Source organism: Nocardioides lianchengensis (assembly GCF_900101465.1).
GTDB classification, from domain to species: Bacteria; Actinomycetota; Actinomycetes; order Propionibacteriales; family Nocardioidaceae; genus Nocardioides; species Nocardioides lianchengensis.
The window spans coordinates 114,360-129,895 of record NZ_FMZM01000014.1; the positions used below are offsets into that span (position 1 = coordinate 114,360).

General features: G+C 72.5%; 7 protein-coding genes and 1 pseudogene. 2 read left to right on the forward strand and 6 right to left on the reverse strand.

Annotation, left to right across the window (positions count from 1 at the left end; translation table 11 throughout):
• Window positions 1-55: 55 nt before the first annotated feature.
• From BLT76_RS22115 to BLT76_RS22125, 3 genes are all read right to left on the reverse strand, one after another.
• Window positions 56-1,102: an ABC transporter substrate-binding protein gene (locus BLT76_RS22115; protein ID WP_139175788.1), complete on the reverse strand. Its 1,047-nt coding sequence runs from the start codon at window positions 1,100-1,102 to the stop codon at window positions 56-58.
• A gap of 122 nt (window positions 1,103-1,224) precedes the next feature.
• Window positions 1,225-1,446, reverse strand: a complete 222-nt coding sequence (locus tag BLT76_RS22120; protein ID WP_090860475.1) for an Lsr2 family DNA-binding protein — start codon at window positions 1,444-1,446, stop codon at window positions 1,225-1,227.
• Window positions 1,447-1,575: 129 nt separating this feature from the next.
• Window positions 1,576-5,511, reverse strand: a complete 3,936-nt coding sequence (locus BLT76_RS22125) for an Ig-like domain-containing protein (RefSeq protein ID WP_139175790.1) — start codon at window positions 5,509-5,511, stop codon at window positions 1,576-1,578.
• 287 nt (window positions 5,512-5,798) lie between these two features.
• Between BLT76_RS22125 and BLT76_RS22130 the strand changes: the two genes are divergently transcribed.
• Entirely contained in the window at window positions 5,799-6,710 is a 912-nt protein-coding gene (locus BLT76_RS22130; protein ID WP_090860477.1) for a LysR family transcriptional regulator, read from the forward strand.
• A 30-nt stretch (window positions 6,711-6,740) separates the two neighbouring features.
• Here the strand turns inward: BLT76_RS22130 and BLT76_RS22135 are convergent, their stop codons facing one another.
• Window positions 6,741-7,319 (reverse strand): TetR/AcrR family transcriptional regulator, encoded by a 579-nt coding sequence (locus BLT76_RS22135; RefSeq protein ID WP_090860478.1) that lies wholly within the window; start codon window positions 7,317-7,319, stop codon window positions 6,741-6,743.
• Window positions 7,320-7,382: 63 nt separating this feature from the next.
• Between BLT76_RS22135 and BLT76_RS22140 the strand changes: the two genes are divergently transcribed.
• Window positions 7,383-8,351 (forward strand): hypothetical protein, encoded by a 969-nt coding sequence (locus BLT76_RS22140; protein WP_090860479.1) that lies wholly within the window; start codon window positions 7,383-7,385, stop codon window positions 8,349-8,351.
• A 153-nt stretch (window positions 8,352-8,504) separates the two neighbouring features.
• On the opposite strand, the pseudogene BLT76_RS22145 reads toward BLT76_RS22140, so the two are convergent.
• Window positions 8,505-9,122: pseudogene (locus BLT76_RS22145) on the reverse strand (class E sortase); the annotation flags it as partial.
• A gap of 37 nt (window positions 9,123-9,159) precedes the next feature.
• Entirely contained in the window at window positions 9,160-15,384 is a 6,225-nt protein-coding gene (locus tag BLT76_RS22150; protein ID WP_139175792.1) for a DUF5979 domain-containing protein, read from the reverse strand.
• Between the last annotated feature and the right edge of the window lie 152 nt (window positions 15,385-15,536).

Sequence of the window (15,536 nt, forward strand, 5' to 3'; positions counted from 1 at the left end):
ATGAATCCAGTCCTGGCGGTGGCCCTCGCTCGTCGAGGTCCTTATGAGGGCGCGGCTACCGAGCCGCCGCCTCGGCGAGGACCTCGCAGAGCGGATCGAGCACGGTCGAGATCCCCAGCGCGCCACCGATGGCGAACGCGCTCCCGAAGTCGCCGGCGGGGGTGTCGGCCGTGACGGCCCTCGCGTCGGGCAGGTAGGCGACGCGCCCCTCGGCCACCGCGGGGATGGACCGGTAGAGAGGGAGGTCGAGCAGGTCGGGCGCCACCCGACCGTCCACTCCCACGGCCGCGAGGAGGAGGACGTCCGCGTCGAGTCGGGTGAGGAGCTCGTCGGGTACGACGACGGACTCGCCGTTGCGCCCGGCCGTCGGCAGCGAGCCCGCCGGGCGGAAGCCGAGCTCGAGGAGCAGGCCCATCCGCCGGTCGCCCGGGAGCCAGGCCGTCACCTGCCCGCCGGAGAAGAATCCCGCGTTGATGGTGCGTTGCGAGAACTCCGGATGGCGCCGCCGTTGCGCGAGGAGATCGCCCTCGACCCGACGCCGTACGGCCTGCGCCACGGTGGCCCGTCCGGTGGCCGCCCCGATGATCCGGAGCTGGTCGCGCCAGCTCACGGCGCGGGGGTGGACGGTCCCGGGCGGCGCCGCGACCGTGGGGGCGAGCTTCGAGAGCAGGCGGTACTCGGTCTCGCTGGTCTCGGAGTTCACGTAGAGGATGAGGTCCGGCCGGAGCCGGGCGATCTCCTCCAGGGCGAGCCGGCGGCCGTCGAGGACCTCGGGTTCGGGGAGACCCGCGAGCGCGTTGCGGGCCCAGGGCCGCAGTCGGGGGTGGCCGAACATGTCCGCGCCTGCCACGACCGGCGCCCGCAACGCGATCGCCGTCTCGAGGTCGCCGGCCCCGAGGGCGACGATCCGCTCCGGACGCGACGGGACGGCGGTCCGACCGAAGCGGTGCTCGACCACGGTCGAGGACCGAGGATCGGTCCGCGGTGGCGTCCGTGCGCGGCCGCTGTCGGACCCGCAGGCCAGCGGCGTCACGCCGCCCAGGAGCGTCGCCCCCAGCAACGCGCGGCGCGACCAGGTGCTCGCGTGCTGCCGCCGTTCCACGGACCCCGTCCCCCCGGTTCTCGATGCTCGCGTGCCGGACGTCACAGTGTCTCCCGCCACTCCTCCCGCCCGGCCTGGAGGCCGATCACCCCACGGCTCCGAGACGGGCGCCCTGGTCTCCGTCACGTCGCTCCGGCGACCGCGGTGGCCTCGTCCCGCGCGATCTCGGCCTCGTAGAGCGCGTACACGTAGCGCGGCAGGCCTCCCGTGGGCGCCAGCTCCATCCCGCGGGACCGGGCCCAGGTCCGGACGGTCGCCGCGTCGTGCCGCCGCGACAGTCGCTGGTAGGGAGTCGGACCCGACTCGGGATGGGGTCGCGCGCCGATGGTTCGGTCTGGGTTCACGTTCCTCTCCCTCGCAGGTCAGACCGGGACGCGAAGGAGGGTTCGACCGGGACGGTCGAACCCTCCTCACGTGTTGCTCACCTCGTCGATCGGCGGTTCCGCGGACCCGCCTCCCTCAGTGGTGGTGCCTCAGCGACGCGTCACCCTGAAGGTCAGCAGCTTGCTGCCGCCGGAGATGTTGGCGTTGCCCTTATAGCGCACCTGGTACTTCCGGCTTCCGGCCTTCTGCTTCGGCAGGCGGAGGTTGACCTTGCCCGCCGCGTTGAGGGTGCCGGTCGCCACGGTCCTGCCCGCACGGCGGATCAGCACCTTCCCGCCGGGCCTCACCCCGGCGACGGTGACGACCACCTTGACCGTGGGGCGCGTGCCGGCCTTCGGCCTCTTCGGCGCGAGCGACGCCTTCACGCTCGACCTGGCCTTGGCGATCCTCGCCGTGGTCGTCACCGAGGACGCGGCGTTCGCCCCGTCACCGCTGTAGGCCACCGTCAACGCGTGCGTCCCCGCACCCAGCGCGGTCCCGGCCAGCGTGATCCGGGCCGTGCCGTTGCCGAGCGTCCCCGTCCCGAGGACCCGAGCGCCCTGCGAGACGGTCACGGTGCCGGAGGGAGCAGTCCCGGTCACCGTGGCGGTCACCGTGGTGGCCTTGCCATAGGTCCCCGCCACCGGCGTGGCGCTCACCGAGCTCGCCGTCGCCTCGACGTACTCCACGTCCACGAACGGCACGATCTTCGCCTGCTGCGGACCGTTGGAGAGGTACTTCTGGTCGTTGTGCCACCACAGGACGCCGTTGCGTCCGACCTTCGGGGTCTGCACCGGGACGATGCCGCGGTCCAGCTGGACGTTGGCCAGCGCCGAGGAGTACTCGATGACGATGTCGTTCTTGCCGTCGACGAGGTAGTCGCTCACGTCGGCGATCGGCTTGGTCCAGCTGATGCCGCCGGTGTGGAGGTCGGAGCCGACGAGCGGGACCTGGTTGCCGCGACCGTCGTCGATGGTCGGCTTGCCGACCCCGCCGACGTCCTTCCTGACCTTCGTCGGGTTGGTGCTGACCTCGCCACCGACCTTCTTGCCGTTGATCCACACCACCATCGACTCCTCCAGCTTGTCGCCGAAGTCGAGGTAGGCACCGCTCGCGGAGTCGGCGTCCCAGTCGAAGCTGGCCTCGTAGTGCCCCTTGCCGGACACCCCCTTGCCGACCGCCGGGATCTGGTCCCAGGTCGTCAGCGTGTCCAGCTCGACGTCGATGTCGGTCTTGACCGTCGAGGTCTTGCGGTTGGTGGTGGTCAGGCCGTCGATCGTCTCCGTGCGAGTCAGGTCACCCGCGGTGGCACCCGGCCGCCAGGACTCGACCGTCAGGTCCCAGTCCTCGATGTCGTACGCCGCCGGGACGCTGACGTCCTGCGCGATCCTCTCGCCGTTGCTGAGCTCGGCGTTCACCGTGCCGCTGTCGGTGGTGCGGACCACGACGCCGTGATGGACCGCGTAGGCGGAGTCGGCGTTGCTCGAGAGGACGTGCAGCCGCTCCCCGTCGACCTTCTCGAAGGCCAGCAGGGCGATGTTGTCGTAGTCGAGGTCGATCGGGACGATGGTCTTGCCGTTCTCCCAGCGGTAGTCGGCCCGCTCGGTGGTCTCACCCGTCCAGGCGTCGATCGTGTAGGGGACGAACAGGCCGTTCTGCACGATGTCGGTCTTGATGTTCTGCCCGTGGGTCGCGGCCCGGACGCTCGGCTTGTGGCTCTTGTCGAGGTAGTCGGCCGGGTCGTAGTTGTAGACGTAGAGGTACTGGTTGCCCTCGGCGTCCTCCCGGGTCTGCGTGAGCAGCTGCAGGTTCGGCTCGGAGTAGCCGCTGTAGGGCTCGACCCCGAGCTCCTGCAGCTTCTCCAGGACGTTGTCGTCGTAGCCGCCGGCGGCGGAGCTGAAGTAGTCGATGTCGTCGTAGACGGTCGCCTGACGCACGGTGGGGAGCGACTTCAGCTCGTCGGTGACCTTCTTCAGGGCCCCGTCCTTGCCGTCGTTGAACGGAGTGCGCGACGCGGCGTCCTCGAGGATGACGACCTTCAGACCCTTCTTGGCCCAGCTCAGGACGCGCTTGGCGGCCTCGATGTCGAGCCAGCTCTGGTAGAGGACGATGGCCTTGTAGCCGGCCTTCTCGATCGTCTTCGTCCTCTCGTCGAAGTGGACGTCGTCGTCGAAGAGGAACTTCGGGCTGAAGTAGTCGTAGGTGTAGCCGTTGTCCTGCAGCTCCGTGGACCGGTAGTAGACGCCCTGGTGGGCGTACTGCCAGTTCATGTTGCCGTTGTCGGACCCGACGCCGGCGTTGAACGCGACGCCGTGGACCCACTTCTGGTTGATGAAGCCCACGTCGGTCCGGCTCTTGCCGGTCTGCACCAGCTGCTGCACGCGGCCGAGGTGGGCGTTGAACTCGTCGTAGTCGGAGTAGCCGGGGTTGCGGGTGCCGAGCTGGCGGAAGCCGGTCGAGTTGTGGCCCGGCCACTGGTAGCTGCCGTAGCTGTAGCCCGAGCCCCACACGTGCCAGACCATCCGCTGGAAGCCGGCGGCGTAGGCGGAGTAGGCGTCGTGGACGTCCATCTGCCGGGTGCCGTTGTAGGCCGGCAGCTGGGCGCCGGTCTCCGAGGAGAGGACCTTGTTCTCCAGCTTCGCGCCACCGGTCCAGAGCCGGAAGATGTCGACGTTGTTGTACTGGTTGAAGTTCTCGGCCTCCGGGTAGTCCACGTCCATCGCCGGCTCCGACATCTCCAGCGGCCGGCCGTACGAGATCTGCGCCCGGGTCTCGATGCCCACGCCGTTCAGCCAGGTCTTGAGCGGCTGGAGCAGGCGCTCGCGGTAGAGCTGGGTCAGCACGTCCTGGTAGTCGTTGATGATGCCCTGGCGGCGCTGCTCCTGGCCGTTCAGCTTGTAGGTGCCGGTGTTGCGGACCTCGTGGTACGGCGTGAAGGGCGTCGCGGCAACCCCGCTGATGAGGAAGAGGTACGGCGTGATGTCGTAGCCCTTGCGCTTCTGGAACTCCGCCACCATGTCCTCGGACCACCAGGTGAAGCCGGTGCCGGTGTTGATCTCGAGGGAGTCCATGAACAGCTGGACGTCACCCTTCGCGATCTTCTCGCGCAGCGCCGGGTCGGCCAGGTAGTGCTCCTCCCAGTAGGCCTTCAGGGCCTCCACGCCGCGCTTGTCGAAGTAGTTGGTGGCGTAGGCCGGCTGCGCGGACGGGCTCGAGGAGTGGAACGTGCCCTGGGTCCACATGCCGAAGACGCGGTAGGTGCCGTCGTTGGGCGCGGTCCAGCTCAGGTTCTGGGTCCAGGCGTCGGCGCCCTGGGTGATGGAGGGCTTGAGGTTGACGTAGCTCGACGGGTCGACGGTGTCGCCCTCGGTGACCTTGTAGGCGTAGGCGGTCACGAACCTCGCGCCGGCCTTCCGGTTGGCGACGGTCGGTGCAGGCAGGGTGGTCAGGGTCTGGCCGGCCTCGACCGTGCCGGTGCCCAGGGTGAGGTTCTGCATGGCCTGCTGGCTGGTGGGGTCCAGTCCGGGCACGTTGGACGTGGCCCAGTTGGTGCCGGAGGTCAGGTAGACCGCCATCCCCAGGTCGAGCAGCTTGTTCATCATCAGGTTCCACTTGTGCGTCCACATCGGCGAGCCGTAGGCGTAGTCCGCGTCCGGGGCGCCGGCGTCGCTCTGCATGCACAGCTCGACCCCGCGATAGCCGGCGTCGTACAGCGCCTGGACCTCCTCGAGCAGCGACTCGTCGGTGTTGGCGGCCTCACCCAGCCACCAGCGGACGTCGGTGCTGTAGACCCGGTCCGGGTCGACGTACTTGCTCTCGAGCTGCTGGGCGAACTCCGAGCTCTGCGGCTGCTGCGCCGCCTTCGCGAGCGCCGTCGTGGCCACGGGCCCGGCCTTCGCGGTCGCCGTCGCGACCGGCCCCGCGGCCCGCGACTCCTGCGCCATCGCCGACAGCGGCGCGAGCGCGGTCACGGTCATCGCCGAGGACAACGCGAAGGCCAGCACCCCCCTCGACACGCTCTTCCGCGGACTGATCGTTCTGACCATCTCTTCGCATCCTTCACTCGGTGATCCGTGCCCCCCGCGTCGCGCGCACTGCGTGAAACGTTTCAGGCTGACAACGTCACCACTCTGCTTTTTCACGTGTGACGGGCGCAACACCTCTCGGTGACTTGGGTCATCGAAGTGCCGATCCGCACTATCGGTCGATCACATAACCTCAGGTGACACGAGGGCTCGGCGACCGAGGACGTCGCGGACGGATCGGCGGCCTCCCCGGCACTCGCGGCCGTTGATACGTTCCGACGTCGTCCGCGACTACTCCAGGAGGTGCCGTGTCCGAGAGCCACCGTCTGCGACGCCTGGACCTCAACCTGCTGCGCTCCCTCGACAGCCTGCTGCGGGAACGCAACGTCTCGCGCGCCGCCGCCGCCATCAACGTCAGCCAGCCGGTGATGAGCGCCGCGCTCGCCCGACTGCGCCGACACTTCGACGACGAGCTGCTCGTGCGGCGCGACAACCGCTACGAGCTCACGTTCCTGGCCCAGCAGCTCCGGCCGGTCCTCACCGAGGCCCTCGAGGCTGTGGACCGCGTCGCGGGCGGGCACACCGCCTTCGATCCCGACTCCGAGTTCCAGATCTCGGTGATCTGCGGTGAGGTCGTGGCGGCGATCGCCCTCCCGGCCATCCGCCGTCGGATGGTCGAGGGCGCACCCAACAGCACCCTGCGCGTCACCGAGCCGAGCCGGATGCGCAGCACCGAGATCGAGAGCTCCCTGACCAGCGAGATGGACGGGGTCTTCCTCCCGCACGGGTGGATCCGCCACCTGGAGAGCATCGACGTCCTGGACGACCAGTGGGTCTTCGCCGTCGCGCAGGACGATCCCGCGGCCGCCCTGACGATGGACGACCTCGGCTCGCGACCGTGGCTGGTCGCGCAGGTGGGCGACGGCGAGTACGCGCGCGGGATGCAGCAGGTGCTCGCCGCCGGCGTACGGCCTCGTATCGACGTCACGGTGACCGGCTCGATGAGCATGCCGTTCTTCCTGCGCGGCACCGACCGGGTGGCCGTGATGGGGCGACGGCTGGTGGCCGAGATGGGGGACCTGTTCGGCGTGCGGGAGGTGCCGGGGCCGATGGAGCTGGAGCACATCCGGACCGCCTTCTGGTGGCACCCCAGCCGCCGCGACGACCCCACCCACCGCTGGTTCCGGGACCTGGTGGCCGGCAGTCGCCTCAGCACCTAGCCCGGGTCGCCCCGGGTCGGGCGGTGGGCGCTATCGCGCGACCGGGACCAGCTCAATGCCGCCCAACGAGGCGTCCAGGTCCTGCCGCCCCAGCACGGCGCTGCGGACGATGTAGCCCTGGCAGAAGGTGAGCATGGCCAGCGCCGTGGACGCGGCGGCGCCGGGGTCGCGGCCCTGCGCGTCCAGCCAGCGCCCGGCGGCACTGGCGAACGCCGCCTCGATGTCCGTCATCCGGCGGCGGACGATCGCCCCGATCGCCGGGTCGGAGGCCGCCTCCCCCCAGAGCTGCACCAGGGTCGCGAAGGGCACCTCGTCGGCCTCGAGGCCGGCCAGCCACCAGCGCACGACCTCGGACGGCGAGCGCACCGGACCGTCGTCGGACGCCGTCAACAGGTCGAGACGCGCGCCGATCACCTCGGTCGCGACCAGCTCGATCAGCTCGTCCTTGCGGGCGAAGTGGGAGTACACCGAGCCGGCCGACAGCCCGGCCTCCTCGATGATGTCGGCCATCGTCAGGTCGTTCAGCGCACGACGACGCAGCACCCGCAGGGTCGCGGCGACGATCTCGTCCCGACGCGCCTGGCGATACGCGTCACTCACTCGCGGCATGCGCCGGAGCCTAACCTGGTCTACAGTCTAAACAGAATACTGATTCTGTTTAGGAGCACTGCCATGAGCACCACCACCCGCCGTACCCGTCCGGCCGTCGCCGCCGTCCTCGGCCTGGTCGCCGGACTCGTCGTCGCGCTCGTCGTCCTGGCCTTCCTGTGGCCCGTCGCCACCTCAGAGCCGCACGACCTCCCGGTCGGCGTGGTCGGCGGCCAGCTCCCCGCGAGCGCCGACCTGCCGGTCGACCCCACGTCGTACGACAGCCGCGCCGACGCGGTCCGGGCGATCCAGGAGCGCGAGGTGTACGGCGCCCTCGTGCTCGACCCGGCCGCGCCCGAGGTGCTGGTCGCCGGGGCCGGCCAGGCCCCCGCGACCGCGGTCGTCCAGGGCCTCGGCGCCCAAATGGGCGCCGCCCAGGGCGTCACCCCGACCGTCACCGACGTGGTGCCGCTGTCCGAGGACGACCCCGCGGGCGCGGGGCTGAGCGCCATGGGCTTCCCCCTCGTCCTCGGCGGCATCGTCGGCGGCGTCCTCGTCTCCCTGCTCGTCGCCGGCGTGACCCGCCGCCTCCTGGCCCTCGGCGTGTACGCCGCCGCCGCCGGCCTCCTGGCCGCCGTGGTCACCGGCCCGCTGCTCGGCATCGCCGCGGGCGGGTTCTGGACCAGCGCCCTGGTCCTCGCCGTCGCGATGCTCGGCACCGCCTCGACCGTGGTCGGCCTCAACGCCCTCCTCGGCGCCCCCGGCATCGGGGTCGGGGCCGTGCTGACGATGCTCGTCGCCAACCCGATCTCGGGCGGGACCACGCCGTACCAGTTCATCACCGGGCCGTGGGGCGAGATCGGCCAGTACTTCGTGCCCGGCGCCGCCCAGAGCCTGTTCCGCGAGGTCAGCTACTTCCCCGACGCCTCGACCCTGCACGAGTGGGTCGTCCTGGTCGCCTGGGTCCTCGGCGGCGTGCTGCTCTCCGTCACCGGGCACTTCCGCAGCTCGACGCCGGTGGACCTCCCCGACGACGAGCTCGAGGCCGCGTAAGGATCGAGCGCCGAGCCCGTCTCCTCTGTGCCCGGCTCCGTGTCCCCGTCATGGAGTCCACGAGGCCCGCGGAGTCAGACCCGCGGTCCCGGTCGGGTGCCGGGCAGGGCGTCGCACCACCGACGCCCTGCCCGGCCCGTCTCACCGCCCGTCTCACCGCTCGCGCGGCTCGCTGCGGAGCAGGTGACCGAAGGCCACCAGCCGGTCGTCGGTGTGGAACAGCTCGGCGCAGGTGGTGAGCGTGATCAGCCGAGCCCCCGGGGTGGTGACGGGCCCGGGGCCGTCGCCGTCCGGGTTGGCCGGTCGCCGGTCCAGCACCCAGCTCTCGGTGAACGGCACCGACAGCGCGTCGCCCGCGGTGTCCAGGACGTAGGTGTGGACCGCATCGCGGGTCTCGACCACCACCTCGTCGCCGACCTCGAGGTCCGGCAGGTCGCGGAACGGCTCGCCGTGCGTGACCCGGTGCCCCGCCAGCGTCAGGTTCCCGCGGCCGCCCGGGCGCGCGCTGTCGTCGTAGCGGCCCAGGCCGCGGGCGAGCACGTCGTCGGACGTCCCGTCCAGCAGCGGTACGGCGAAGTCCGCCCCGAACCGGGGGATGCGGACGACCGCGGACGCCCGGGCGTCGCCCACCCGGACGTCGTCGTACCCGCCGGCCCAGGCCTCGGCGAGGTCGTCGCGGATCTGCGCGTGCTCACGCTGCGCGACCCAGGTGGTCCCCCACAGCTGCCAGCCGTACCAGCCGAGGACGGCCAGGCCGAGGAGCAGCAGCGCCGTGCCCGCGACGAGGCGGGCACGGCGCTGCCGGGGCTCAGCCGCGACGGGCCCGCCGTCCGGTCAGCAGCAGCACGCCGCCGGCGGCCAGGAGCACCCCGAGGAGGGCGAGCCAGAGGCTCGGTCCACCCAGGTCGGGCAGCGTGCCGGCCGTGTTGCCCCCGACGCCCGGGTCGTCGTCCTCGCCCTGGTTGCCCTCGACCTCCGGGAAGGTGTTGACGACCGTCACCTTGGCGCTCGGGTCGACCACGACGGTGCCGTCGTCCCGGCCGGGCCCGCTGTCCTCGAAGGTCACCCGGACGTCGCCGTCGACGTCCGTCTCGGTGACGGTGCACGCGGCCCCGAGCGGGACGACGATCTTCCGGCGCTCGCCGGCCCGCAGCTCGAACGCGGCGTCGGCCGCGCTCAGCGTCACCGGACCGAGGTCCGTGGTGCAGGCGAGCGCGAACGAGTACGGCCCCGCCGGTCCGCCGACGACGCGCTTGGCGACGACCAGCTCGCCGGCGTCGAAGGTGTTGACGACCTTCAGGTGGGTGCCGGCCGCCGTAACGAACGCCGGGCTCGCCGGCCCCGCGAACTCCACCGTCGAGGCGGTGGCCCCGCCGGCGTCGGTCTCGGTCGCCCAGCACTCGGCGCCGACCGGCAGGTCCGGCACGGTGACCGGGGTCCCCGCGGTCACCGTGAAGGGCTGCGCGGTCAGCAACGGCGTCGTGGTGGCGCCCTGCTGCAGCACGCAGGTGACCGCCACGTCGTACTCGCGGCCGGCGGCGTACGACGCCGCGGCGCCGTTCACGACCTTGTCGAGCATCAGGGCCGAGAGGTCGAAGGTGTTCACGACCTCCAGCTCCAGCGCCTGGAGGTCGTCGGGCGTGCCGTCGACGACGACCAGCGCGTCGTCGTACGAGCCGGCGTTGACGGTGTGTCCGGTCGCCCCGCCGGTGTCGCTCTCCGTGGCCCAGCAGCGGGTGTCGAGCGGCAGCAGCACCGGGTCCCCGCCCGCGTCGGTGAGCGCCACGCGCTCACCCCCGCGGAGAGCCACCGGCTGGGAGAACACCACGTTCGCCGGGTCGTCCAGCGCGCACGTGACGTCGACGGTGAACACCGCGTCCGTCGCGTACGACGCCGTTGCGCCGGCCCCGGCGAGCTCCTTGGCGACGGCGACCGTGCCGGCGGAGAACTCGTTGGTGAACGTCGCCCGGACCGTGTTGTCGTCGGCGTTGTCGACCAGGGTCACCGTGACCGGCGCCGGGGTCGCGTCGGCGCCGCCGTCGTCGGTCTCCGTGACCGTGCAGACCGCGCCCACGGGGAGCAGCAGCGGCACGTCCTCGACCACCTCCGTGGAGCCGGCCGGCCAGGGCACCGCGACGGAGACCGGGCCGAGGGTGGCGCCCTCGAAGGTGCAACGGACGTCGTACTCGAACGGGCCCTCGGGGAGGGAGCCGCCGGCGCCGGTGACCCGCTTGAGGATCTCCAGGTGGGCCTGCTCGAAGGTGTTGACCACCTCGAGCGTCAGCGGCGCCGTCGCGCCCGGGACGACCAGCACCCCCGCGGCCGGCGTGACCGACGAGGACGTGGCGCCGCCGGCGTCGAGCTCGGTCGCCGTGCAGGTCGAGCCGACCGGCGCGTCGAGCGTCTCGCTGTCGTCGCCGACGAGGTCGACGGTGACCGGGAAGCCGGCCGCCGTCACGCCGTCCATCGCGCAGAGCACCTCGACCGGGTACGTCGTAGCCGCGCCCAGCTCGGCGGCGCCGCCCTCGACCGCCTTGCTCACCACGATCTCGGCCAGCGGGTAGCTGTTGGTCACGGTGACCGTGGCGGCCGGGGCCGGGTCGGGGCCCAGCTGCGGGTCGATCGTGACGATCGCCGGGTCGTCCTCGGGGTGGCTGGTGACGCCGCCGTGGGCGTCGGCCTCCCACACCCGGCACTCCGCGCCACCCGGTAGCCCGGTGACGGTGTCGTCCTTGCCGGGCCGGAGCGTGAGGGTGCCCTCGGCGACCGTCTGGACCGGGTTGCCGACCGGGTCGATCGTGCAGGAGTAGTCGATCTCGAACTCCCGCGTCGCGACCGGCAGGTCACCGGGGTTGGTCCCCAGCTCCTTCTCGACGCGCAGGGCGCCGTACGCCGTGGCCACGCCGACCTGGATCGGCTCGGTGGGCGGCAGCACCCGGGTGCTGCCGTTGGAGCGCCGGGTGGTCTCGGCGTGACCGAAGGAGTTCCAGGCGATCGTCGGGTCGGCGACCCGGGCGACCTCCAGGGGCGTGTCCATCGAGAACACGATGCTCACGCCCTCGCCGGGCGCCAGCGGGGTGTCCCACTGCACGCGCAGCTGGGCGGCGACCGCGGCCGCGCCGTACGGGTCGGCCCAGGTGCCGGCGCCGCACGCCGAGGTCATCGAGAGGTCCGCCGTGCAGACCCCGGCCTCGCTGTGGGCGTAGGTGGTGGTGAGCGTCCCGCTGCCGATCAGCTCCGGGGCCGAGGCCAGCGTCGGCCGGTTGGCCCACTGGGTGCCGCGGTCGGTGCCGCTGAGGACGACGCCCTTGTCGCCCTGGACCGGGAACCGGTCGATGACCCGCATCGCGGTGGCCGGCTCGGTGCCGGAGTTCACCATCCGCATCAGGTAGTCGTAGCGGTCACCCGGGTTCACCAACGCCACGCACGGGTACGCCGTGTAGGTCCGGCCCGCCTCGGTGCGCACCGGGCAGGCGGCGTCGCCGACCGGGACCTGCTCGCCGTGGCGGTTGTCCCACCAGCCGAGCGCGTCGGTGCCGGCGACCCACTTGCGGGCCTCGAAGGCGGCCCCGGCCTTGGTCGTGACCGCGGCCGTGTCGGTGCACCAGGTGCCGGTCCCGACGGACCCGTCGGTCGAGGTGCCGCTGCCGGGCGCGCAGGCCAGGCCGTCGGCCGGCGACGAGGCGCCCATCAGGTTGGTGCTGACCTGGCCCTCGGTGACCCCGGGCGACAGCCGCACCTGGATCTCGATCGTGAAGGTCGCGCCCGGACGCATCACCCAGTCGCCGAAGGACCAGCGCAGGCCGGAGACCCGGCCGGCGTCCGTCGTCGTGGTGAACGTCGGGGTCGGCAGCGCCTCGGTGCCGGCCGGCACCTGCACGCCGACGATCCGGTAGCCGACGCCGCTCGCGAACGACTCGTCGAAGGTCAGGCCGGCCGGCAGCAGGTCGCGGACGACGAGGCCCGGCAGGTCCGCCGTACCGGAGTTGGTGACGATCAGCTGGAACGGCGCGTTCTCGCCCGGGGCGATGGCGCTGTTCGGCGTCTTCTCGACGTCCAGCTGGGGCTCGCCCTCGACCAGGTCCAGGGAGGCGTCGACCGGGTCGACCGGAGCCAGGACGCCCGCAGTCTGCAGCCGGGTCTCGAAGCCCGCGGAGGCGGTGTTCTCCAGCTCCGCCGGCGGCGTGGCCTCCGGGTCCGAGCGCCGGGCGGCGCGCGGGTGCACGTCGAGGACGACGGCGCCGGTGCACGCGGTCGGGGTCGGCGTGCCCTCGCAGGGCAGCAGCGCGTAATCGCCGCTGCTGTTCGTGAAGGTGACGCGGACACCGGTGACGTCGCCGGCCGCGACCCCCGCCGGGAGGGGGTACGACGCGCCGCTGGCCACGGGCGTGCCCGTCGCCCAGCCGGCGCCGGTGCGGGCGTCGACCTGGACCCGGTTCGCGCCGAGCGGGAAGGTCACGGACCGGACCCGGCCGAGGTCGACGGCGTCGAAGAACGCGGCGTCCGCGTCGGTGATCTGCAGCCGCTTGGCGCTGACGTTGCCGGTGTTGGCCACGGTCAGCCGCACCTGCGCGGTCTGCTCCGGGACCCCGGGGATCGGCGCCGGGAGCTGTCCCGGCGCGATCGACTTGTTCAGGACCGCGCCGCTGGAGGCGGGGGCCGTGGTCATCTCGGCCGAGCAGGCCGGGTCGCCCGTGTAGCCGACCGCCCCCACGACGAAGCAGTTGCGGAAGGCGATGCCGTCGGCGACGCCGGTGCGCCGCTCGGTCACCAGGTCGAGGAAGACCCGCTTGGTCGGGGCCAGCTCGCCGTCGACCAGGGCACGGATGCCGGTGGCGCGGGTCAGCAGCGCGGCGTTGCCGGCCGCGTAGGCCACCCAGGCGTCGGCGACCGGGTCGAAGACCTCCAGGTCGACGTCCGGGGTGCCGGTGTCCTTGCGGACCTGGGCCGAGACCAGCTGCAGGACCGCGAACGGGTTGTCGGCCGTCCGGGGCGTGCCGTCCGCCTCGACCGGCGGGTCGGACACGACCGGGTCGACCAGGGGCACGTTGCCGTTGTTGGTCACGGTCAACGAGAACGCGATCGGCTGGCCCGGCGGGACCGACGTCTGGCCGACGGTCTTCACCCCGGAGCCGCCGTACCGTCGGGCCTCGACGCTGAGCGTCGCGCAGGCGTTGCCTGAGGTGGTGCCGGTGCTGTCGGAGACGTCGGCCTGGGCCCGGTAGGCGGCGCAGTTGCCGACGCCCGGGGACGACCCGCTCGCCAGGTCGGCGGCGGTGACGCCGGCGTTCAGCGTCCCGTGCAGGTCGAGGTACGACGTGGCGCCGATCGCGATCGACGGCTGCCCGTCCCCGTCGACACCGGTGTAGAGCACCTCGATGCCGGTCGGGCGGGTGCCGGCCCGGGCGACGTCGACGACGCCGGTGGCGGTCAGGTCCTGCTCGAGGTCGGTGCTGCCGTCGGCGTACGTCACGACCACGTGGGCCGTCGTCGCGCCGGACGGGAAGCGGAGCCGGATCCGGGTGACGTCGAGCTTCTCGAACTCGGAGGCCGGCGCGCCGGCGTCGGGCTCGGTGATCCGGACGTGGCGCAGCGGGAAGGCCGAGTCGTTGCGGATCGCCACGGCCGCGGAGACCGGGGACGACTCGCCCACCACGGCGTACTCGCCGTTCTCGCGGGTGAAGTCGCCGTCGGTGTCGGCGACGTAGGTCTTGGTGGCGTGCACGAGCACCGTGTCGGGCAGCACGTCGAAGGTGTCGCAGACCGACGCGCCGCTGGTCAGGGTGGCGTCGGGCTCCGTGGCGCCCGGCACCGCGCAGTTGCTGACGGTCAGCTTCGTGGTCGGCGCCAGCTCGTCGCCGGAGGAGCGCAGCGTCTCGCGCAGCCGGAGGCCCAGGCGGACGGTGCCGCCGGTGGCGTCGTACGGGAGGGCCTCGTCGGTGGCGTCGAAGAACTCCACGCGGACGCCGGTGACGTCGCCCGCGGCCACGCCGGCGGGCAGGGCGAGCGGGCCGGTGGCCGAGACCGTCGGACCGGCCTCCCAGGCCGAGGGCGAGGCGCAGTCGGAGCCGGCGCTCGTGCAGACCAGCAGCCGCGCCCGGTCCGCACCGGCCGGGAAGGTGACCAGCTCGACCGCGGTCAGGTCGAAGTGCTCGTACGTCGCCGGCGTGGCGTCGGTGACCCGCAGCCGTTCGACGGTGACCGAGCTGGACGAGGCGTTGCGGACCCCGAGGGTCACGGTCGTCGCCTCGTTGCTGCCGGCGACCGCGGACCCGTCGGTCCAGGTCTTCGTGGCGACCGGGCGGACGTCACGGGGCACCGCGACCTCGACGACGGCCGTGCTGGTCGCCTCGTCCGCGTTCTCCGCCACGGTGGTCGCGGTGTTGCTGATCTCCGTGCCGTCCGGGAGCGGCGTGGCGGCGGGCAGCCGCATGCCGATCTCGAAGACCCGGGTGGCGCCGTCGTTGAGGCCGGTCTCGCCGACCGGCTCCTGGAGCGGCTCGACGAAGGTGACGGTCAGGGTGCGGGTCGCCGCGACGTACTCGACGAGGCGGGTGTCGGTCGAGGACGGCAGCGAGGTGACGTCCAGGCCGGCGGGCAGCACGTCGGTGACCGTCTGGCCGATGCAGCCGACCGTCAGGCCGGAGCAGCGCGCCGTCAGGACGTAGGTGAACTGGCCGCCCGGAACCAGCGGGTCCCCGTCGAGGCTGGTCTCCTTGGAGATGCCGACGACCGACTGGGCGGCCGCCGCGAACGCCACGGCCGGAGGGGGGCCGACCGTCGGACCCGGGCCCTCGACCCGCTCCTCGTCCGGCTCCTCGTCCGGCTCCTCGTCCGGCTTCGTGGCCGGCGTCTCCTGCGTCGCGTCAGGCTGCTCGACGTCGGGCTCGACGGCCGGCGCCGTCGTTCCGGTGTCCCCCGGGCCCGGCGTCGCGGTCTCCCCCGGCTCGAACGCCGCCGCACCGCCGGCCGTCCCCATGACGACCACGGCGACCAGCGCCGCCATGGTCCTTCTCCAGCTGCTGCTACCCACGAAAATCCACGTCCCCACACCTCGATCGCGTGCGCCCGAGCGGTCGCACCGAGAGAGGTGACGGCGCAGGAGAGGGGTCCTTACGCCACCCCGTCGAATGGTCTAGACGACCTCCCGCTCCGCGGGTGGCCGGTGCCGGGACCGGGCGGCGA